The organism is Curtobacterium sp. A7_M15, assembly GCF_030705415.1.
In the GTDB taxonomy this organism is placed as follows: Bacteria; Actinomycetota; Actinomycetes; order Actinomycetales; family Microbacteriaceae; genus Curtobacterium.
Window position 1 is genome coordinate 48,837 of sequence record NZ_JAUZED010000005.1, and the last position, 20,854, is coordinate 69,690.

A 20,854-nucleotide genomic window follows, 5' to 3' on the forward strand; every position below is an offset into this window, starting at 1 on the left:
GCCGGTCAGGACCCCGGGGTGGCGATGCAGTCGCTCTGCACGAGCAGCGTGTTGTCGGTCGCGAGCCACGAGATCGTCGCGCCGGCGGAGTACACGCTGAGCTCGAGGCGACCGTCCCGCTCGTCGAACCCGGTGCGATCGCTCTCGGTGTCCCACGCCGCACGGAGCGCCTTCTCCGCGCTCGAGCGATCGACCTCGTCGCCGAGTCGGATGCGCTCGTGGAAGGTCCGACACGTGTTCCCCACGGGGGTGGTGCCGCTCGTGAACCAGGTGCTGGAGCGCGCGGCGCCCGGTGACACCTCGAGCAGCCGCAGCGCGTCAGTGACGTACGGCTGCATGTCCTCGCCGGCTTCCTCGGCGGAACCGGGCCCGTAGCCCGAGTCGAGGTCGTCGAGCTCCTCCTGCCGCTGCTGCTGCGCGTACCTGTCGGCATCGCGGGCGGCCTGCGGGAGGATCTCGAACGACGGGACGATGACGAGCAGCACGACGGCGAGCAAGCCGATGCCCGCGACCACCGTCGCTCCCGACGCCGCGACCTCGAGGGTGCGGGCACGGAGCGCTCGGATCCCGGCGATCAGCGCGGGGACGGTCGCCAGCAAGCCGATCGCGATCGCCATGATCTGTGGTCCGGCGGCCGCTCCGCCGTCGTTCGTGGACCCCCACGAGGAGTCGATCTGCGCCAAGAACGAGAGGAAGAGCGCGATCAGGACCCCGATCGGCGCCACGACGATCCCGAAGACCAGCCGGTTGCGCCGGAGCCGCACGTCGTCGGCCATCGTCTCCCCCTCCCGACGTCGCACCCCCGCGACGCGCCCACTGGCAACACATCATGCACGTTGCCGGATGCAACCCGCCTGAGAACGACCGGTGCACGGCCAGGCCGCACCGCGCCCCCCCCCCGTCCGGCGGGCCATCCTCCGATCGGAGGACGCCGGTCCACCCGCCCGGTCGAACCGCCTCCGGACAGGACCGGTCAGGCTGTTCTCATGCCCGACTCCCCCGCCATCGAGGTCCACCACCTCACGAAGCAGTACGCCACCGGCAAGCGCGCCGTGGACGACGTCTCCTTCGACATCCCCCGCGGCGAGACCTTCGCCCTCCTCGGCCCGAACGGCGCGGGCAAGACCACGACGGTCGAGATCCTCGAGGGCTACCGCACCCGCACCGACGGTGACGTCCGGGTGCTCGGCCACGACCCGGCCCGCACGAGCCGGAGCCACAACGCACGGATCGGCATCGTCCTGCAGACCAGCGCCGAGTCCCCCAACGTCACGGTCGCCGAACAACTCCGCCACTTCACGACGTTCTACCCGAGGCACCGCAGCGTCGAGGAACTCCTCGACGCGACGGGACTCGAGACGCAGCGCAACACCCGGATCAGCAGACTGAGCGGCGGCCAGCGTCGCCGCGTCGACGTCGCCCTCGGCATCATCGGCCGCCCCGAGGTCCTCTTCCTCGACGAACCGACGACCGGCTTCGACCCCGAGGCTCGGCGCCGCTTCTGGGACCTCATCGACGAGGTGAAGCGGGAGGGCACGACGATCCTCCTCACCACGCACTACCTCGACGAGGCCGCGCACCTGGCCGACCGCGCCGCCGTGATCGCCGGCGGCACGCTGCTCGACATCGCGCCGATCGACGAGATCGGCGGCGCCGAGGCACGAACCCCGCGAGTCCGGTGGCGCGACGACGCCGGGCAGCGCCACAAGGAGCGCACGCACGAACCGACGGCGCTGATCCGGAGCACGCCGGGCCCCATGCACGATCTCGAAGTCATCCGCCCGTCCCTCGAGGACGTCTACCTCGGAATGGTCGGCCACCGATGAACAGCATAGCCACGCACACGACCGCCACGAACGCCGCCCCCATCGGCGCGCACCGCATCGGCTACGAGCTCCGCTCGTACTTCCGCGCGCCCGACGCCGTCTTCTTCACGTTCCTCTTCCCCATCGTCATGCTGGCGCTCTTCTCCGTCGCGTTCAGCAGCGCCCCGGACATCCAGGCGGGCCCGGACGTCAGCGTCGACTACGCCACGTACTACCTGCCCGGCCTGGTCGCGACCGGCATCCTGCTGTCCGGCACGCAGTCCCTCGGCGTCGACATCGCGGGCGAACGCAGCGACGGCACGCTGAAGCGCCTGGGCGGCACACCGCTGCCGGTCGTGAGCTACTTCATCGGCAAGATCGGCATGGTCCTCGTCACGACGGTCGTGCAGACCGCCCTGCTGCTGGCGATCGCGAGCATCGTGTTCGGCGTGGACCTGCCCACCGACGGCGGCGCGGGGGCGCGCTTCGCCGGCATCATGCTCCTCGGGGTCGCGACGAGCTGCGTGCTCGGTATCGCGATCTCGGCGCTCCCCCGCGAGGGCCGCCGCGCCACCGCCACGATCGTCCCCATCGTCCTGGTCCTCCAGTTCATCTCCGGCGTCTACCTCCCCTTCACCCAGCTCCCCGACTGGTTGCAGAACGTCGCGTCCGTCTTCCCCCTGCGGTGGATGGCGTCCGGCATGCGGTCGGTCTTCCTGCCGGACGCGTTCGCGTCCGCCGAGCCAGGAGGCGCGTGGCACGTCGGCCTCGGAGCCCTCGTCCTGACAGCGTGGCTGGTCGGGGGCGCGGTGGCCTGCCTGCTGACGTTCCGGTGGAACCGCAAGGACGCGTGATGGCGCCCCGCAGGTGGGATGCTGGGCACATGAACGGCGAGACGTGGAGGTGCAACCGGTGGTTGCACGTCTTCTTCGCGGGCACGATGCTCCTCACCGCCGTGATCACCGCGGTCGGCTGGTCGCCGTGGGAGACCCGCTGGCCGGCGTCCGACGCGATCGCGGTGCTCGTCGTCGCATACGTCGCGTACGGCCACCGTGGCTACGACGATCACCGGGCGGCCGCAGCGTTCCTACCGCTCGTGATCGTCGCCGCCCTGGTGTTGCCGGCCGTCGTGCCGAGCACCGCCTTCGTGCAGTGCATCGTCTTCCCGCTCGTCTGGGTGCAGTCCGAACGGATCCGCACCGCGGTCGTGCTGTCGGTGGCGGTCGGCGTCGCGAGCGGCATCGGCCTGCAGCTCGCGAGCGGTCCCGGCGCCCTGGTCACGACCCTCCTGATCGAGAGCATCAGCGTCATCGGCGCCTGTGCGATGGGCGTCTGGATCTCGAGGGTCGCCGGCCTCTCGGAGGAGCGCCGTCAACTCGTCGAGGAGCTCCGCGCCACCCAGCAGTCCCTCGCCGATGCGAACCGCAGCGCGGGCATCGCGAGCGAACGGGAGCGCCTGGCCCGCGAGCTCCACGACACCGTCGCGCAGAACCTCGCGGGCATCGTGATGCTCACCGAGCGTGCCCGGAGGGACCTGGCCAACGATCGCGGCCCCGACCTCGAGGAACGGCTCACCGTCCTCGAGGAGTCGGCACGTGCAGCGCTCGAGGACTCCCGGGCCCTCATCGCCGCCGGGGTCGCCGGTGCCACGACCGGGAGCCTCGCCGGGTCGCTGCACCGTCTCGCCGAGCGCTTCACCCGCGAGACGGGCACGCCCGTGACCGTCGATGCGACCGGCGGCCCGCTCGACCGTGACGCCCAGGTCGTGCTCCTCCGGGTCGTCCAGGAGTCCCTCGCGAACGTCCGCGCGCACGCCGGCGCGGACTCCGTCCGCGTCGTCCTCAGCCACTCGCCCGAGCGGGTCGGGGTCCGCGTGACCGACGACGGAGTCGGGTTCGACACCGGCGCTCCGCTCGCCGGCCACGGGCTCCGCGGACTCCACGAGCGGCTGGCCCTCTCCGGCGGCACCTGCACCATCACGAGCAACCCGGGCAGTGGCACCGTCGTCGAGGCGACCCTGCCCACCGGACCCGAGCCGCGCCTCCCGGATGCTGTTCGTGACCCTGTCGCGCAGGTGACCCGGTGATCCGCGTCGTGGTCGCCGACGACCACCCGATCGTCCGTTCGGGCATCGTCGCGCTCCTGCAGGACGCCGACGACATCGAGGTCGTCGGCCAGGCCAGCGACGGTCAGGCGGCGGTGACGGTCGCGTTGTCCGAACGCCCCGACGTCGTGCTGATGGACCTCCGGATGCCCGAGCTCGACGGCGACGCGGCGACCGCCCAGATCCTCGCGGCCGAACCGAGCGTCCGCGTCCTGATCCTGACGACGTACGAGTCCGACGACCACATCCTCGCCGCCATCGAGGCCGGCGCCACCGGCTACCTGCTCAAGGCCGCCCCGGAGTCCGAGATCCTCGCCGGGGTGCGGGCGACCGCGCGTGGCGAGACCGCGCTCGCGCCCTCGGCCGCCGCAGCCCTCGTCCGCCGGGCCACCGGCTCGGCGACCGCGGCTGTCGGCCCTTCGCTGACACCGCGCGAGCTCGACGTCCTGCGCCTCGTCGCCCAGGGCGGGTCGAACCCGGCGATCGGCCGCGCCCTGTTCCTCAGCGAGGCCACGGTGAAGACGCACCTCGGCCACGTCTTCGAGAAGCTCGGCGTGAACGACCACACCCGTGCCGTCACCCGTGCAATGGAGCTCCGCCTCCTCCCCTGACCCGCGATGGCTCGGTTGCTGCAGCGCTCCTGACCGTTCTGGTTCACGATCCCCGAGGATCCCGAACCAGAACGGTCACAGCGCGGGCACGAAGGGCCCTGCTCCGCCCGGCGGACTGGTCCACCGACGGAACGGGAGGCACGGTGCCTGCCCGCACCGCGCCTCCCGTCCGCCGCCGCGCGCGCCGCTGCCATCGGCACGCGCCCGCTCAGGCCCCCGCGTCCGACTCCTGCATCCGGACGCGGAACACCCGCGCTGTGGGGGTCGCCCCGCCGTTCGCGATCTCGAGCGACGCCGAAGCGGGATCCCACGCCGCCGACCACGACCCGAGCGCCGTCGGGAACAGCGGCTCGACGACCACCGCCTGGCCCGCGAACCCCGGCAGTGGCAACGACACCGCCGCCGGCGCACCGGGTAGCGACCACACCGACAGGTACAGGTCCCCCGAGGCGGCACGCAGCCCGAGCGCGAGCCACGGGTCCTCCCAGGCCGGCAACCCGAGCGGCCACACCGGCACCGCCGATTCGACGATCTCGAGCACGGCCCGGTGCGCTTCGATCGCAGAAGCCACGGACGCCAAGTGCGACGACGACATCTCGTTGAGGTACCCCGACAGGTACATCCGCCCGAGGACGCCGTTGACGAGCGACAGGGTGAACAGGTCGTCGGACATCGTCGGTGCCGGGTAGGCCCAGTTGCCGGCCTGCTCGGGCAGCATCGCGGCGGGAGCAGCGGCGGCGATCGAAGCCGAGAGCACCGGGTCCTGCTGATCCGACGTCGACTGCATGTGCAGCCGGGACAGCATCGCGAAGTCGGCGCGCATCGCTCCCGAGGCGCAGTTCTCGATGAGCAACTGCGGGTACCGGGCCTGCACGTCGTCGAGCCACGCGAGCAGTGCCCGCTGGTGCTCGAGCATGCCCGGGAACGGCCCCGTCATCGTGTTGTGGTCCATCTTGAAGAAGCCGACGCCCAGCGAACCTACGAGCCGGTCGACGACCGCGTCGAGGTGCGCCCGCGCAGCCGGTGAGCGCAGGTCGAGCAGGTGCCGCCCGTGCTCCGCGACCCGCACGCCGTGGTGGTGCACGAACGCCGACGACGGCAGCGAGGTGGCCAGCGGCGAGTGGATCCCGATCACTTCGGGTTCCAGCCAGAGCCCGGCCCGCATGCCCCGCGCCCGGATGTGGTCGATCACGGACCCGAGGCCGTCCGGGAACCGCGAGGCCGCCGGTTCCCACGCGCCGACCGTGTCCCACCAGTGCCCCTCGGCGTACCAGCCGGCGTCGATGCAGAACAGGTCCGCCCCTGCGTCGGCGGCCGCGTCGATCAACGGCAGCAGTTTCTCGGTCGTCGGGTCGCCCATGAGCGTGTTCATGTAGTCGTTGAACACCAGGGGCAGCGAACGGTCGGCCTCCCGCAGCATGCGACGCGCCCGTCGCTGCCGGGTGAGCACCGCAAAGGCATCGTCGATCGACGCAGCGATCCCCACGGACACCGGCACCGAGGTGAACGGCTGCCCGGGCGCGACGACCGCGGTCCACTGGTGCTCCTGGTCGGTCGGGCCGCTCAGCAGCAGGTACGTGTGCCGCCGGGTCTCGCCGAGCTCGTAGAGCCACGGCCCGTTGTGCTCGACCTGCCAGACGAGGGCGTACGGCACGGCCGCAGTGCCAGCGCCAGCGCCGGACGCAGACGCCGTCAGCACGCCGATCGGCAGCGCCTCGCCGGTCGACCACGCGCCACGGTTCTGCACGACGGCGCGGCTGCGGGGCGGGTGGTGCTGCGCATCGCGGTCGATGCGCGCGAGGCCGATCTCCCGCAGCGGGTCGGTCCGCCAGCGGCTCTCCGCCGCCCAGTCGTCGTCGGCGTGCGACAACGCGAACTCGTCGACGCTGCGGCCCGAGTCCGTCAGCCACGCCCCCGTCGCGAACGACGACACGAAGTCGACGACGTGCTCACCCTCGGCGGAGGACACCTCGGTCCAGGTCTGGAACGCCGGGACGCCGTCGCGTGCGCGGAACACCGAGACGGCCTGGAGGCGCGTGGCCGCGTCCTCCTGCACGATCCGCAACCAGAGGTCGGTCCCGTCCACCGCGCCGATCGCGTCCGCGGGCACGGGTGTCGACGCGTCGTCGTGCCATCGGTACCGCAGCCGCGCACCGATCGTGGAGTCCACGTGCCGGAACCCACCGGGGAACCGGCCGTGCCCGATGGTGGTGAGCTCGACGAGCGGTTGCGCGTCCTCCGGTCCGTCGGCGAGCTCACCCCCGACCGGGACGAACGACACGAGTGACACCGGCGCGTCCGGGCCGGTCCGGAAGCGCGCACGGAACCCCGCGGTCTCCCAGTCGACGAAGTCGCCGGTCACCGCACGCCGACCGGTGCCGGGTCGCTCGACACCCACGCACCGACGCCGTGGTCGTAGCAGGTGGTGTTGTCGATCGAGGAGCGGTCGAGCGCCGGTCCCGAGGTCAGCCGACGGTCGGTGCGCTCCGGGTCGGGCGCTGCCTCGGCCAGCAGCCGGGTGTAGTCGTGCTGCGGGTTCAGGATGACGGCGTCCGAGGGCCCCCGTTCGACGACCCGACCGCGGTAGAGCACCAGGATCTCGTCCGAGAAGTGCCGCGCGGTCGCGAGGTCGTGCGTGATGTACAGCACGGCGAGGTGGTCCTCGCGTTGCAGTCTGCCCATGAGGTTGAGCACGCTGAGCCGGATCGACACGTCGAGCATCGACACGGGCTCGTCGGCGATGAGCACCTGCGCGCCGGGTGCGAGCGCTCGGGCGATCGCGACGCGCTGCCGCTGCCCGCCGGAGAGCTCGTGCGGGCGGCGAGACGCGAAGTCCTCGTCGAGGTTCACACGGCCGAGGAGTTCCCGGACGCGTTCCGCGGTCTCCTCGGCGCCGCGGGCACGGTGGTGGAGCTGCAGCGGACGGGCGATGTGGTGTTCGATCGAGTGGAACGGGTTGAGCGACGCGAACGGGTCCTGGAAGACCATCTGCACGTGTCGGCGGTAGAGGCTGCCGACGACCGGCGTGCCGTCCTCGAGCCGGACGTCGATCGTGCCGCGCGTGGTGCTCTCGAGCTTCGCGAGCATCCGGGCGATCGTCGACTTGCCCGAGCCGGACTCCCCGACGAGGGCGACGGTCCGGCCGGGCAGGAGCTCGAACGACACGTCGTCGACGGCGCGGAGGGTGGTGCGACGCAGGCCCTTCCGGGTGTGGAAGTCCTTGCCGAGGTGGCTGACGGTCACGCTGGTCATCGGACGACCTCCTGGGTGTCGAGGTCCGAGCCGTCGATGCCCACCCCGGTTCGGATGAAGTCGCCGCGGGCGCCGGACAGGCTCGGGAACGACTGCAGCAGCCGCCGGGTGTAGGGGTGCTGCGGGTCGTGCTGGATGGTGTCGGCGGTCGCGCACTCGACCACCTCGCCGCGGAGCATGATGGCGATCCGGTCACTGATCTCGAGCAGCAGCGGCAGGTCGTGCGTGATGAACACGACCGCGAACCCGAGTTCGTCGCGCAGACGGACGATCTCGCGGAGGATCTCCCGCTGCACGACGACGTCGAGCGCGGTGGTCGGCTCGTCCATGATCATGACCTGCGGCTCGAGCAGCATCGCCATCGCGATCATCACGCGCTGCCGCATGCCGCCCGAGAGCTCGTGCGGGTAGGCCGTGATGCGGGACGGGTCGACCCCGACCCGACGGAGCGCGTCCTCGGCGATCGCCCGACGCTCCTTGCGGGGCAGGCCCCGACGGTGCTCGACGAGCGCGTCGTCGAGCTGCGCCCGGATGGTGGTGACCGGGTTGAGCGCGTTCATCGCGCCCTGGAAGACCATCGACAGCTTCGACCACCGGACGGCGCGGAGCTGCTCGTCGCCGAGTCCGAGCAGGTCGACGTCGCTGCCGTCCCGGTCGTGGAAGGTGATGCTGCCCGAGGCCACCTTCGCCGGCGGCTTGTGCAGGCGGGTGATGGCGTAGGCGAGGGTCGTCTTGCCGCAGCCGGACTCGCCGGCCAGCCCGAGGATCTCCCCGGGTGCGAGCGTCAGCGAGACGTCCTTGACGGCGTGCACCGGGTGCTCGGTCTCGTAGACGACGTCGAGGTGGTCGATGGTGAGGACGGCGTCCCGGGTCATCGGGCGACCCCCTTCCGGTCGGTGGTGGTCTCGGGGAGACGAGCCGCGCCTCCAGGGCCGGGACGGCGGGCCGCTCGACGGGCACGACGCTCGCGCCGTCGCTGCGCCCGCACGTTCGCGAGTCGCGGGTTGATGACCTCGTCGATCGAGAAGTTGACGAGGGAGAGGCCCATGCCGAGCAGCGCGATGAGGAGCCCCGGTGGGACGAACCACCACCAGGCGCCCTGGGCGAGCGCGAAGCCGTTCTGCGCGTAGAAGAGCATCGTGCCGAGCGTCGAGGAGTTCGAGGCACCGAGGCCGAGGAAGGACAGGCCGGCCTCGCCGAGGATCGCGGCGATGACGGCGAACACGAACTGCGACGCGAGCACCGGCAGCAGGTTCGGCAGGATCTCGACCGCGATGACGCGCCACGGTCGTTCCCCGGCGACCCGTGCGGCGGAGACGTAGTCGCGGTTCCGGATCGACATCGTCTGCGCGCGGAGGACGCGGGCGGACCCGGCCCACGACGTGATCGCGAGGACGATGGCGATGGTCCAGAGCCCGCGGGCCTCCTGCGGGACGAGGCCGGAGATCACGATGACGAGCGGCAGGCCCGGGATCACGAGGAACACGTTGGAGAAGAGCGAGAACGCCTCGTCCATGATCCCGCCGAGGTAGGCGCCGAGTATGCCGAAGAACGCCGACAGCACGGTCGCGAGGAGGCCGACGATCAGGCCGATCTGCAGGCTCCCTCGGGTGGCGAAGGCGAGCTGGGCGAGGACGTCCTGCCCGGTCTGCGTCGTCCCGAGCAGGTTGTCGGCGCTCGGCGGCTGCATGCCCGAGTCGCGGATGGCGCTCGGGTCACCGACGAGCAGCGGGCCGATCAGCCCGAACAGCGTGACGCCGACGATGAGCACGATGCCGGTGACGAGCCACGGCGTCATGGTGGGGAGGAAGCGGCGGACGCCACCCTTCGGCCGACCCCGACGAGCGGTCGCGATGCTCCGGGTCGAGCCGGCGTCGGCTTCCTCGGTGAGGGCGCCGATGGTGGGTTCGGTCTCCTGTTGGATGTTGGTCATGGTCGTCTCCTCCTAGCTCCGGGCCCGGGTGCGCGGGTCGATGAGCCCGTAGAGCAGGTCGACGACGAGGTTCGCGCCGAGGACCGCCAGGGTGATGAACAGGAAGATGCCCTGCATGAGCGCGTAGTCGTTGTTCGTCACCGCGGACAGGAGCTTCGACCCGATGCCGGGGTACGAGAACACCTGCTCGGTGACGACGGACCCGGACACGATGAACCCGAGGGAGATCGCGAACCCGGCGACCGAGGGCAGGACCGCGTTGCGAGCGGCGTAGTTGCGGAGGACCTTGCCGTGCGGCAGCCCCTTCGCGAGTGCCGTGGTGATGTAGTCCTCGGACAGCGTGGACACCATCATGTTGCGCATCCCGAGCAACCATCCGCCGAGTGAGGCGAGCACGATCGTCGCCGCGGGCAGCACACCGTACTTGAGCGCCGACGCGATGAAGTCGCCGGTGAAGCCCGGGGTGAGCGTGACGTCGTAGCCGCCCTGCGACGGGAACAGGTGCAGCCCGGTCGCGAAGAAGTAGACGAGGATGAGCGCGAGCCAGAAGTACGGCACCGCGGCGAGCAGGGTGGTGGCCGGCACGAACGAGTCGAGCCAGGTGCCCGGCCGCCACCCGACGAAGGCGCCGAGGGCGACGCCGATGACGGCGGCGAGCACGGTGGCGATGCCGACGAGGGCGATCGTCCAGGGCAGGGAGCTCCCGATCACCTCGGTCACCGGTGCCGGGAAGTAGCTCACCGACACCCCGAGGTCACCGCGGAACACGTTGCCCAGGTACTGGCCGTACTGGGCGAGGATCGGTTCCGAGGAGTTGCCACCGAGGAGCAGCTCGTACGCCTGCCGGGTCGCCGGGGTCACCTGCCCGCCGCGCTGCTGGAGCTTGGCGAGCAGGATGTCCACGGGGTTCCCGGGCAGGAGCCTGGGGATGATGAAGTTCAGCGTCAACGCCGCCCAGAGGGCAACGATGTAGAAGCCGATCTTGCGCAGGAAGTAGTGCATACGAGCGCTCCTCGGTCGCAGTCCTCGCCTCAGCCCTTGGCGGGCTTGAGGGCCTTGAAGATCTCGGCGTTGTCCGGGCTCGCCCAGACCGCCGGGAACGCGTACAGGTCGTCCTTCGTCGGCCAGCCGGTGAACTTGGCCGCGTGGAACTCGCTCGTCGTGCCGCCGGTCATGATCGGGATGTACGGCATGTCCTCGACGACGTGCTGCTGGATGACGTCGAGTTCGGGCTGGGTCGCCGCGGTGTCCTCCGGGTTGATCGTCGCGAGCTTCTGGAGCGCGGCGTCGACCTCGGGGTTGCTGTAGCGGGCGATGTTCATCGGGGCCGCCTCACCGACCTTCGCGGTGTTCGCGGTCGAGTAGTAGTTGTTGTAGAGGTAGTACGGGTTCGCGGTCGGGCCCTGGCCGAGTGAGTCGATCGCGAGCTGGTAGTTGCCCTTGGTCTTCTTGTCGGTCCACTCGTTCCACGAGGACTGCTGCGCCTTGAGCTCGATGCCGGCGGCCTTGAGCTGCTGCGCGAGCGTGTCGATCGCGGTGATGTAGTCGGTCCAGCCGGTGACGACCTCGACCGTCAGGGACAGCTTCTTCCCGTCCTTCGCGTAGATGCCGTCGGCGCCCTTGGCGTACCCGGCGCCCTCGAGCGTCGAGGCCGCGGCGTCGATGTCGGCTCCGGACGGCATCACGGTTGGCGAGACGTCCTTCGAGATGCGGTCCTTCTGCGTCGTCGTGAGCGCGAACGTCGGTGAGATGTCACTGGCGGTGTTCGAGAACGCGAGGGAGTTGAGCTGCTTGCGGTTGATGGCGTCGGCGATCGCGTGTCGCACGGCCGGGTCGGTCTGGGGGCCCGAGCAGCCGAGCGCGGTCGACGAGCAGGTCAGCAGGGCCATCTGGTTCTGGCCGACGGTGATGCCGTCGTAGCCCTGGTAGTGGCCGGGGATGTCGTCCATGTTCGGGACGGGGCCGGTCTGCCAGTCGATCGAGCCCTGCGACAGGGCGTCGGCACCGGCGGTGTTCCCCGAGAGCGACAGGTAGCGGATCGTCTTCACGGCCGGCGCGCCGCCCCAGTAGTCCTTGTTCGCCGAGAGGGTGAAGGCCTGGGCCTTGAAGGTGCCGAGCGTGTACGGCCCCGTCCCGACGGGCTCGCGCACGACGTCGGTGGTGGGGTCGATGTCCTTCCAGAGGTGCTCCGGCACGATCCAGGTCTTGCCGAGCAGGTTCGGGCCGAGCACGAACGACGGCTTGGCGAAGGTCACCACGACCTTGTCGTCCCCGTCGGCCTTCGCGGTGCCGTCGAACCCGATGGAGTTCAGCGCCTTGTACTTCTTCAGCATGTCGAGCGTGAAGACGACGTCCTTCGACGTGAACGGCTCGCCGTCGCTCCACGTCACGCCGTCACGGAGTGTGATCGTCAGCTGGGTGCCGGCGTCGTTCCACTCCGAGCTCTTGCCGAGCAGCGGCTTCGGGTCGTTCGTGTTCACGTTCGTGATGAAGAACAGGCTCTCGTAGATCGTCCCGACGCCACCGATGTTCGACGGCGACCACGGGTTGAAGTTGATCTGGTAGTCGCCGGACTGCCCGGTGTACGCGACGAGGGTCGACGCGGAGTCGGACGAGGCAGCGCTGCCGCTCGAGCTGCAGCCCGTGAGGGCGAGTCCAGCGGCGGTGAGGAGGGCCGCGGCCGCGATGGCGAGCCGTCGGGAACGGTTTTGTGGTGACATCGTTGTCCTCTCGGTCTGCTCCGTCGCAGGCCAGGTCGTTGACGGTGATTGTTACACGGCTAAACTAACCCGGTCAAGACCCCCGATCGACATGAGGAGGCGCGATGGAGCGCACGACACTGGACGGCCCCTGGACCCTCGAGGCGGTGACCGGTCCGGGCGAGGCCGACGCCCACCGTGACCCCGTGGCGGCGGTGGTGCCCGGCTGCGTGCACACGGACCTGCTGCGGGCGGGCAGGATCCCCGATCCCTTCGACGGAGACGGCGAGGCCGCGACCCAGTGGATCGGCGACACCGTGTGGCGGTACCGGCGGACGTTCGAGTGGGCCGGGCCCGGCGACGCAGCCGACTCCGCCGCGCCCGGTACCGGCGCACCCGCCACTCCGGTCCGCCACGACCTCGTCGCCGACGGACTCGACACCCTGGCCACCGTCGAACTCAACGGCATCGTCGTCGGCACCACCGCGAACCAGCACCGTTCGTACCGCTTCCCAGTCGGGCACCTGCTGCACCCCGGCACGAACGAGCTGGTCGTCACGTTCGACGCCCCGGTGCCCGCCGCGGTCCGCCTCTCGGAGCTGCACGGCGGCGAACTCCCCCACGTCAACCACCACCCGTACAACGCGCTCCGCAAGAACGCGTCGAACTTCGGCTGGGACTGGGGTGTCGACGTCGCGACGAGCGGCATCTGGAGGTCGATCGGCATCGAGTCCTGGAGCGGCGTCCGCATCGCGGCCGTCCGCCCCCTCGTCGACGTCGACGGCACGACGGGTGTCCTGACCGCGCACGTGGACGTCGAGCACGCGGGCGTCGCCGGCGCGTTCACGCAGCACATCGGGTCGGCTCCGGTCGCGGGGACGGCCGGTTCGGTGGGCCTGGAGGCGCGGGTCACCCTCACCCCGCACCCCACCTCCGGCGGTTCCCACGACCACGGCGCGCCCGCCGTCACCGGCACCCGTCCCGTCGTCGGCGGCTCCGCCGCGGTCCGCCTCGAGGTGCCGGACGTCGCCGTCTGGTGGCCGCGGGGCAGCGGCGACCAGCCGCTGTACGACGTCCGCGTCGAGGTCGGCGACGACGTCTGGACCGGGCGCGTGGGGTTCCGGACCGTCGCGCTCGAGACCGCAGCCGATGCCGGTGGCGCGCCGTTCCTCCTGAAGGTCAACGACCGGCCCGTCATCGTGCGCGGCGCGAACTGGATCCCCGACCACGCGTACCTGACCGAGATGGCGCCGGAGCGGTACGCCGAGCGGATCGACGACGCGGTCGAGGCGAACGTCAACCTCCTCCGCGTCTGGGGCGGCGGGATCTACGAGTCCGACGACCTGTACGACCGCTGCGACGAGCTCGGCGTCCTCGTCTGGCAGGACTTCCTGTTCGCCTGCGCGGCCTACGCCGAGGAGCCCTGGCTGGCCGACGAGGTCGAACCCGAGGTCCGCGAGGCCGTCACCCGCCTCAGTCCCCACCCCTCGCTCGTGGTGTGGAACGGCAACAACGAGAACCTCGTCGCCTACGCCGAGTGGGGGTGGCGGCCCTCGCTCGTCGGGCGCACCTGGGGCAACGGCTACTACCGGTCGCTGCTGCCGGAGATCGTCGCGGAGCTCGACCCGACCCGGCCGTACACGCCCGGCAGTCCGTTCTCCTTCGACGAGTACCTGCAGCCGAACGACGACCGCAACGGCAGCGTGCACATCTGGGACGTCTGGAACGCGAAGGACTACACCGCCTACGCCGACTGGAAGCCGCGGTTCGTCGCCGAGTTCGGGTTCCAGGGCCCGCCGGCGTGGTCGACCCTGACCGCGGTGGTGCACGACGAGCCCCTCGACCCGAACGGGCACGAGATGCTCGTCCACCAGAAGGCGCACGAGGGCAACCGGAAGCTCGCCGACGGCATGCGCGGGCACCTGCCCGAACCGCGGACCATCGAGGACTGGCACTGGGCCGCGCAGCTCAACCAGGCGCACGCGATCCGGTTCGGTATGGAGTGGTTCCGCTCGAACACGCCGGACAACACCGGCATGGTGGTCTGGCAGCTGAACGACGACTGGCCGGTGGTGTCGTGGGCGCTCGTCGACCACGCCGGACACCGGAAGCCGGTCTGGTACGCGGTGCGCGAGGCCTACCGGCCCGTGCTCGCGACCGTGCAGGCGACGCCCGTTCCGGAACTCCACCCGTGGGCACCGGCCGCCGAGGTCGCCGCCGCTGCCGCTGCACGGGCCGCCGCCGGGCTCGACGTCGTGGTCGTGAACGCCAGCGGCGCGCCGGTCACCGACGAGCTCGTCATCGAGCGCCGCTCGTTCGACGGCACCGTGCTCGCCGCCACCACGGCGACCGTGTCGGTCGACCCCGCGGACGCGGTCCGGATCACGCTGCCCGCCGAGGTCGCCGAGCCGCAGGACCCCGCGGCCGAGGTGCTCGTGGTCTCCGGCTCCGCGTCCGGGCACCGCGTGCACGACTTCGCCGAGGTCGTCGAGCAGCGGCTGGATCGTCGGCCGTTCACGGTGTCGGCCACGGCGACGGCGGACGGCGCCCGGGTCGAGGTGACGGCGACGGGGTACATCCGCGACCTCGCACTGTTCCCGGACCGGGTCGACGCCGGGGCCCGGGTCGACCAGGGGCTGGTGTCGCTGCTGCCCGGAGCGGTCGCCGTGTTCGAGGTCACCCGTGCGGCGGGCATCGACCCCGAAACGTTGACCGGGCCGTTCGTGCTCCGGCACGCGGGCGACCTGCTGCACTGAGACGACGGCGCCCGGCACCCGCGCTGCGGGTGCCGGGCGTCGTCCGCTCGGGGGTGGGGTCAGTGGATCGCCTGCACCTCGAGCACGAGCGCGGTCCCCGGCGCCAACGCGATCATCCGCACGCCCACGTCCTCGAGCACGGCGCCGGACAGTTCGACGCTCCCCCGCTCGATCCACGGCGTCGGGGTCACGTCGGACCCCTTCGGCACCCGGAGCCCGGTCACGGGCGCGACGCGGTACCGGCGCGCCCGGTCGAGTCCCCGCACCCGGAGCGGCACGGCCAACGACCTCGGTCCCGTCACGGTCCGGGCGACCCGGACGAGCGCCCGCGACCGGTCGACCGCGACGACCACCGTGGTGTCCAGCCCCGGGTCGCCGAGGTCGACGTGGTGCACCCGCCCGGAGTGCAGCAGCCCGCGCTCCCGCTTGTACAGCGCCGTCCACTCCCGCAACCGGTCGAGCTCCGCCGGGCTGCAGCGGGTGACGTCGGTCTCGATGCCCGCACTGCCGAACAGCGACACCGCCATCCGGAAGTCCAGGTCGAGGTGCCGCCCGGTGGTGTGCGACACCTCGGGGCCGACGTGGGACCCGATCAGCTCGAGCGGCAGCAGCAGCTCGGTCCAGCGCTGGATCGGCAGCCGTTCCATCGCGTCGTTCGAGTCCGAGGGCCACACCCGGTCGGTCCGCTCGAGGACGCCGAGGTCCACCCGGGCGCCTCCGGACGCGCACGCCTCGATCTCCAGCCACGGATGGCGGCGTCGGAGCTCGTCCATCACCGCGTAGGCACCCCGCGTGTGGGCGTCGAGTCCGACCCGTCCGGCGTGCACGGTCTGCACGACGTCCCGGTTCTGGTCCCACTTCACGAAGTCGACGTGCAGGTCCTCGATGATCGCCGACATCCGGTCGAGCAGGTGCTCGCGGACCTCCGCTCGTGCCAGGTCGAGCACGTACTCGTGGCGCCAGGTGCGCGTGTGCTCGGGGACCTGCAGGAACCACTCCGGGTGCGCACGCGCGAGTTCGGACTCCAGGCTCACGGTCTCCGGCTCGAACCACAGGCCGAAGTCCATGCCGAGCGCGCGGACCCCGGCGACGAGCGGGCCGAGTCCGTCCGGCCAGACGTCGGCGTCGACGGTCCAGTCGCCGAGCGCGGTGGTGTCCGCGCGACGCCCGGTGAACCAGCCGTCGTCCAGGACGAACCGTTCGACGCCGACGTCCGCGGCCACCCGCGCCAGGGCGAGCAGGGGCTCGAGTTCCTGCCGGTAGTAGACGGCCTCCCACGTGTTGAGCACCACGGGACGCGGTGTCCTCGGGTGCCCGGGGCGGGCGCGGAGCGAGTCGTGCAGCCGCGCGGAGACCCCGTCGAGTCCGGCGTCGCTCCACACGAAGACCGTGTCGGGTGCCGTGAAGGTCTCGCCGGTCCGCAGCACGATCTCGCCCGCGCGCAGGAGTTCCCCGGCGCCGAGCAGCGGTCGTGCCTCGGGGAGTCGGTCGTACCGGTGCACGGAGTCCGCGCTCCACGCGGGGTGCACCGCCCAGAGTTCGCCGGTCGCGTCGTCGAAGCCGTCGGTCCCGAGCACGGTGAGGGTCGGTGCGTCGTGCCCGGTCCGCCCGCGTCGGCTCTCCCGCACGTGCACGCCGTCCGTCATCGCCCGGCGCTGCGGGGTTCGTTCGCGGATCCACCGCCCGCCGAGGTCGAGCACCTCGGCAGCGCGCTCCCCCACGGGCAGCACGGCCTCGAGCGCCTGCACCTCGACGTCGTCGGTCCCGGTGTTCGTCAGGGCGTGCCGGACGCGGAGCACACCGGCGTCGTCGAGCGCGAGCACGGTGCGCAGGGCGACCTCGTCGGACCGGGCGCCGATCGTCACCGTCTGGCCGTCCTGTTCGACGACGACGTCACGCCACACGGGCACCAGGGGTCGACCCGCCACCTGTCCGGACACGGCAGGGCGGCCCTCCCAGCCGTCGTGCTCGGTGGGCAGCACGGTCAGCGGCCACGGGGCGTCGACGGCGCTCGGCGAGACCGCGCGAGCCAGTGCCAGTACGAGGTCCTCGGCGTCCGCCGGCGGCACGTCGCCGACGTCGCGGCCCCAGTGCAGCACCTCGGGCAGTCCGTCGGCCCGGGTCGCGAGGACGACGCTCACGCCCGCCGCGCGGAGCACGTGCACGCGCACGGCGGTCGCCGACAGCGCCACGGCAGGGTCGTCGCGGTCCAGGACGGTCATGCGGTCGCCTCCTCGAGGAGCACGCGGACACCGCCGGCCGGCACGACCGTCTCGGGTCCGTGCGCCGACCCGTCGAGCAGGTCGGTCCCGCCGGCCGACAGGGCGACGTCACCACTGGTGTGGTTCAGCAGGAACAGGATGCCGACACCGTCCTGCCGGACGCGACGGACAGCCTCCAGGCCTGGAGGCGCGGTGACGGTCCGCACGATCGCTCGCTCCTCGACGATCCGGTCCACGATCCGCTGCACGCCGTCCGCGTCGAGCATCGCCGAGACGTACCAGGCGCCACCACCGACGGGCCGACGCGTCACCGCAGGTCGGCCCGCGAGCGGGCCGTCGACGTGCCGGAGCACGACGTCGGCATCCTCGACGACGAGGTCCTCGGCCCAGTCGGTGACGACCGTGCCGTCGTCGAGGAGGACACGGTCGTCACGCTGCAGCGGGGTGAACTCCTCCGCCCAGACCCCGAGCACGTCCCGGAACGCGCCCGGGTAGCCGCCGGTGCGGACCCGGGCGGTCTCGTCGACGATCCCGGACGCGTACGTGACGAGCAGGGTCGCGCCCCGGTCGACCACGGCACTGATCCGCGCCGCGGCCTCGTCGTCGACGACGAAGAGCGTCGGGAGGACGACCACGTCGTACCCGGACAGGTCGGCGTCGATCGGCACCACGTCGGTCAGCACCTGCCGACGCCAGAAGGCGGTGTGCCACGCCCGGAGCTCGTGGCCGTAGCGGAGCCCGCGGTGCGGCTTGAGGCCGGCCTGCAACGCCCATCCGCACGCCTCGTCGACCACGATCGCGACCCGTGCCGCCTCGACCGGCGCCCCCTGCACCGACCCGATCGCACGGAGCGCCCGACCGAGTCCGCAGACCTCGCGCCACACCCGGCTCCGCGTGCCGGCGTGCGGGACCATCGCGGAGTGGAACTGCTCGGCTCCCGCCGTCGAGGCACGCCACTGGAAGAACAGTGCGCCGTCCGACCCGCGGGCCACGTGGGCGAGCGCGTTGCGGAGGATCTCGCCGGGCTCCTTCGCCCGGTTCCGCTGCTGCCAGCTCGGGCCTCCGGTCGAGTGTTCCATGAGCAGCCACGGGGTGCGGCCGCGAGCGATGCCGCGCATCCGGTCGGCGGACGCCGCGAGGTCCTCGGCCCGGTCGGGGTCGTCCACGAGTGTGTAGTGGTCGTTCGCGGGGATCGCGACGTGGTTCGCCCACTCGGCGTAGTCGACGACCTGCGAGCCGGCGCCGACCATGAAGTTCGTGGTGATCGGCACCTCGGAGTGCTGCTCGATCACGGCGCGCTCGGCGTCGAAGTGTGCGAGCAGCGCGTCCGACGAGTACCGCTCGAAGTCGAGTGCGAGGCCCGGGTTCGGCGCGCCGCCCACGCCGCGCGGCGGGGAGACCTCGTCGAACGACGTGTAGGTGTGCCCCCAGAAGGCGGTGCCCCACGCGGCGTTCGCAGCGTCGACGTCGGTGTACCGCTCCCGGAGCCAGCGCCGGAAGTCCGCTGCTGACACCTCGCAGTAGCACCGGGCGTTGCCACCACCGAGTTCGTTGCTCACGTGCCAGAGCCGCACCGCCGGGTGCTTCCCGTACCGCTCGGCGAGGGCCCCGGCGATGCGGAGCGCGTGCTCGCGGAACACCGGCGAGGCCGGGCACCAGCCGAGTCGGCCACCGGGACGCTCGCGGCGCTCCGTCGCGTCGACCGGCAGGATCTCGGGGTGCGCCGTCAGCAGCCAGTTCGGCGGGGCCGCGGTCGGGGTCGCGAGGTCCACCGCGATGCCGTTGTCGTGCAGCAGGTCGAGCACGTCGTCGAGCCACTCCCAGGTGTACTCCCCCGGCGACCGCTCCAGCAGACCCCACGAGAAGACCCCGACCGTGACGAGGTTCACACCGGCCTCGCGCATGAGTCGGACGTCCTCGTCCCACACCGAGCGGGGCCACTGCTCGGGGCTGTAGTCACCACCGAACGACAGGTCCTCGGTGGGCCAGGGCACGGCACGGGCAGGGGTCACGACATCTCCTTCGACGAGTGGACCGGACCAGCATCCCGTCCACCGAAGGCGTTTGTCAACCCGAGTAACTAAGTCAGAACCGAAGGAGCCTGCGGACGGCGAGGACCGCTGCGGCGCGCGCCCACTCGGAGAACTCGAACGGCTGCACGACCACGGTGACGGCGGGCTCGTACGGGCGGAGGCCGTGCGCGAACGCCGCGTCCACCTCGGCCCGTGCGAGGTCGTACACGGGCAGGCCGTCGCCGGTCAGCACGATGGACTCCGGGTCCACCAGCGTCACGACGGTCGACAGGAGCACGCCGAGGGCTGTGCCGGCATCGCGGAGGGCCTGGAGTGACTGCTCGTCCCCCGCGCGTGCCAGGTCGACCACCGCGTCGTACCCGGCATCCTCGTGACCGGCGTTCCGCGCCACGATGGAGCTCGGCAGGTAGCTCGACACACAACCCGCATGCCCGACGCCGCAGTCCGGCCCGCCGCCGTACACCGGCAGGTGTCCGACACGACCGAACCTGCCGTGCGCGCCCTCCGACACCTCGCCGTTCGACACGAGCCCGAACCCCACGCCCGCTCCGACCGTGACGAGCGCCATCGAGCCGACACCCGCCCCGGCACCGATCCAGTGCTCCTTCGCCGTGAGCGCATCGACGTCGTTCGCCGCGAAGGTCACGAGCCCCGTCCGTCGCTCGAGCATGTCCGACAGGGGGACGTCGCGCCACCCGAGGAACTGCGACACCTCCACCACCGTCACCCCGTCACGGGTGACCACGTCGCCGGGCACGGAGACGCCGAGCGCACAGATCGCCGGCGACGCCGCTCGGAGTCGATCGACGACCTCGCCGACCTGGCGGACGAGCGCGTCCGGCGACGCATCGCGCAGCAGCTCTTCGTGGAGGGCGAGCACCCGTCCTGCCAGATCCGTGACCGCGGCGTACAGGCGGTCCTGCGTGAGCTTCACGCCCACGAACTCCCACACACCCTCGCTCGTCCGGAGCAGCTCCGACGGGCGACCAGTGGCGCCACGCACACCGGTACCGACCTCGATCACGAACCCGTGCTCCTGGAGCGTCCGCACGGCCCGCGTGAGGCTCGCCCGCGAGAGACCGAGAGACCGAGCGATCTCCGCCCGCGAGAGCACGCCGTGCACGAGGATCTCGCGCAGCGCGGACCGGGTCGCGTCCGTCAACACCGGCCACACCGGGCCGTGGTCGATCGACGCTCGATCGAGTTGCTCGGTCATCGGTCCCCTTCGTTCGTCGGCCGATCATAACGCCCCGGAAACGCAGGAAACCCCTGGCCACGTGGTGGTCAGGGGTTTCCTGGTGTTGCAACGTTGAGTCCGGCGGCGTCCTACTCTCCCACAAGGTCCCCCTTGCAGTACCATCGGCGCTGAGAGGCTTAGCTTCCGGGTTCGGAATGTGACCGGGCGTTTCCCTCTCGCTATGACCACCGGAACACTTTCG

At 71.5% G+C, this 20,854-nt stretch carries 15 protein-coding genes and 1 rRNA gene; 5 read left to right on the plus strand and 11 right to left on the minus strand.

The genetic code is table 11. The features are described 5' to 3' along the window. Window positions 1-5: 5 nt before the first annotated feature. Window positions 6-776 (minus strand): hypothetical protein, encoded by a 771-nt coding sequence (locus tag Q7F20_RS02105; protein WP_305738458.1) that lies wholly within the window; start codon window positions 774-776, stop codon window positions 6-8. Between the two features lie 210 nt (window positions 777-986). Between Q7F20_RS02105 and Q7F20_RS02110 the strand changes: the two genes are divergently transcribed. The 4 genes from Q7F20_RS02110 to Q7F20_RS02125 are packed head-to-tail and all read left to right on the plus strand — an operon-like array spanning window position 987 to window position 4,520. Further along, window positions 987-1,826: an ABC transporter ATP-binding protein gene (locus Q7F20_RS02110; RefSeq protein ID WP_305738459.1), complete on the plus strand. Its 840-nt coding sequence runs from the start codon at window positions 987-989 to the stop codon at window positions 1,824-1,826. Further along, the gene (locus Q7F20_RS02115; RefSeq protein WP_305738460.1) at window positions 1,823-2,659 is read left to right on the plus strand and encodes an ABC transporter permease; all 837 of its coding nucleotides are present in this window, start codon (window positions 1,823-1,825) and stop codon (window positions 2,657-2,659) included. The genes Q7F20_RS02110 and Q7F20_RS02115 overlap by 4 nt, the downstream gene beginning before the upstream one ends. A gap of 29 nt (window positions 2,660-2,688) precedes the next feature. Continuing rightward, window positions 2,689-3,891 (plus strand): sensor histidine kinase, encoded by a 1,203-nt coding sequence (locus Q7F20_RS02120; protein WP_305738461.1) that lies wholly within the window; start codon window positions 2,689-2,691, stop codon window positions 3,889-3,891. After that, window positions 3,888-4,520 (plus strand): response regulator transcription factor, encoded by a 633-nt coding sequence (locus Q7F20_RS02125; RefSeq protein ID WP_305738462.1) that lies wholly within the window; start codon window positions 3,888-3,890, stop codon window positions 4,518-4,520. The genes Q7F20_RS02120 and Q7F20_RS02125 overlap by 4 nt, the downstream gene beginning before the upstream one ends. Before the next feature lie 208 nt (window positions 4,521-4,728). Here the strand turns inward: Q7F20_RS02125 and Q7F20_RS02130 are convergent, their stop codons facing one another. The 6 genes from Q7F20_RS02130 to Q7F20_RS02155 are packed head-to-tail and all read right to left on the minus strand — an operon-like array spanning window position 4,729 to window position 12,425. After that, window positions 4,729-6,918 (minus strand): glycoside hydrolase family 36 protein, encoded by a 2,190-nt coding sequence (locus tag Q7F20_RS02130; RefSeq protein ID WP_305738463.1) that lies wholly within the window; start codon window positions 6,916-6,918, stop codon window positions 4,729-4,731. Further along, a complete protein-coding gene (locus Q7F20_RS02135) occupies window positions 6,879-7,772 on the minus strand; it encodes an ABC transporter ATP-binding protein (protein WP_305738464.1) in 894 nt (297 codons plus the stop codon). The genes Q7F20_RS02130 and Q7F20_RS02135 overlap by 40 nt, the downstream gene beginning before the upstream one ends. After that, a complete protein-coding gene (locus tag Q7F20_RS02140) occupies window positions 7,769-8,647 on the minus strand; it encodes an ABC transporter ATP-binding protein (RefSeq protein WP_305738465.1) in 879 nt (292 codons plus the stop codon). The genes Q7F20_RS02135 and Q7F20_RS02140 overlap by 4 nt, the downstream gene beginning before the upstream one ends. Continuing rightward, complete coding sequence (locus tag Q7F20_RS02145; RefSeq protein WP_305738466.1) at window positions 8,644-9,705, minus strand: ABC transporter permease; 1,062 nt, start codon at window positions 9,703-9,705, stop codon at window positions 8,644-8,646. The genes Q7F20_RS02140 and Q7F20_RS02145 overlap by 4 nt, the downstream gene beginning before the upstream one ends. Window positions 9,706-9,717: 12 nt before the next feature. Continuing rightward, on the minus strand, window positions 9,718-10,707 hold the full coding sequence (locus Q7F20_RS02150; RefSeq protein ID WP_305738467.1) for an ABC transporter permease: 990 nt from the start codon (window positions 10,705-10,707) through the stop codon (window positions 9,718-9,720). Window positions 10,708-10,736: 29 nt separating this feature from the next. Beyond that, complete coding sequence (locus Q7F20_RS02155; protein ID WP_305738468.1) at window positions 10,737-12,425, minus strand: ABC transporter substrate-binding protein; 1,689 nt, start codon at window positions 12,423-12,425, stop codon at window positions 10,737-10,739. Window positions 12,426-12,529: 104 nt separating this feature from the next. Between Q7F20_RS02155 and Q7F20_RS02160 the strand changes: the two genes are divergently transcribed. Continuing rightward, window positions 12,530-15,160: a glycoside hydrolase family 2 protein gene (locus tag Q7F20_RS02160; protein ID WP_305738469.1), complete on the plus strand. Its 2,631-nt coding sequence runs from the start codon at window positions 12,530-12,532 to the stop codon at window positions 15,158-15,160. A 59-nt stretch (window positions 15,161-15,219) separates the two neighbouring features. Here Q7F20_RS02160 and Q7F20_RS02165 read toward each other — a convergent pair whose 3' ends face one another. From Q7F20_RS02165 to rrf, 4 genes are all read right to left on the minus strand, one after another. Next, on the minus strand, window positions 15,220-17,382 hold the full coding sequence (locus tag Q7F20_RS02165; protein WP_305738470.1) for an alpha-galactosidase: 2,163 nt from the start codon (window positions 17,380-17,382) through the stop codon (window positions 15,220-15,222). After that, on the minus strand, window positions 17,379-19,394 hold the full coding sequence (locus Q7F20_RS02170; protein ID WP_305738471.1) for a beta-galactosidase: 2,016 nt from the start codon (window positions 19,392-19,394) through the stop codon (window positions 17,379-17,381). The genes Q7F20_RS02165 and Q7F20_RS02170 overlap by 4 nt, the downstream gene beginning before the upstream one ends. Before the next feature lie 73 nt (window positions 19,395-19,467). Then, window positions 19,468-20,631: an ROK family transcriptional regulator gene (locus tag Q7F20_RS02175; protein WP_305738472.1), complete on the minus strand. Its 1,164-nt coding sequence runs from the start codon at window positions 20,629-20,631 to the stop codon at window positions 19,468-19,470. A 97-nt stretch (window positions 20,632-20,728) separates the two neighbouring features. Beyond that, window positions 20,729-20,845, minus strand: a 5S ribosomal RNA gene (gene rrf, locus Q7F20_RS02180). Window positions 20,846-20,854: the final 9 nt, after the last annotated feature.

Coding starts and splice junctions, on each gene's coding strand:
- Q7F20_RS02105 (WP_305738458.1), bottom strand. CDS start 776: ATGGCCGACGACGTGCGGCTCCGGCGCAACCGGCTGGTCTTCGGGATC.
- Q7F20_RS02110 (WP_305738459.1), top strand. CDS start 987: ATGCCCGACTCCCCCGCCATCGAGGTCCACCACCTCACGAAGCAGTAC.
- Q7F20_RS02115 (WP_305738460.1), top strand. CDS start 1,823: ATGAACAGCATAGCCACGCACACGACCGCCACGAACGCCGCCCCCATC.
- Q7F20_RS02120 (WP_305738461.1), top strand. CDS start 2,689: ATGAACGGCGAGACGTGGAGGTGCAACCGGTGGTTGCACGTCTTCTTC.
- Q7F20_RS02135 (WP_305738464.1), bottom strand. CDS start 7,772: ATGACCAGCGTGACCGTCAGCCACCTCGGCAAGGACTTCCACACCCGG.
- Q7F20_RS02140 (WP_305738465.1), bottom strand. CDS start 8,647: ATGACCCGGGACGCCGTCCTCACCATCGACCACCTCGACGTCGTCTAC.
- Q7F20_RS02145 (WP_305738466.1), bottom strand. CDS start 9,705: ATGACCAACATCCAACAGGAGACCGAACCCACCATCGGCGCCCTCACC.
- Q7F20_RS02150 (WP_305738467.1), bottom strand. CDS start 10,707: ATGCACTACTTCCTGCGCAAGATCGGCTTCTACATCGTTGCCCTCTGG.
- Q7F20_RS02155 (WP_305738468.1), bottom strand. CDS start 12,425: ATGTCACCACAAAACCGTTCCCGACGGCTCGCCATCGCGGCCGCGGCC.
- Q7F20_RS02160 (WP_305738469.1), top strand. CDS start 12,530: ATGGAGCGCACGACACTGGACGGCCCCTGGACCCTCGAGGCGGTGACC.
- Q7F20_RS02165 (WP_305738470.1), bottom strand. CDS start 17,382: ATGACCGTCCTGGACCGCGACGACCCTGCCGTGGCGCTGTCGGCGACC.
- Q7F20_RS02175 (WP_305738472.1), bottom strand. CDS start 20,631: ATGACCGAGCAACTCGATCGAGCGTCGATCGACCACGGCCCGGTGTGG.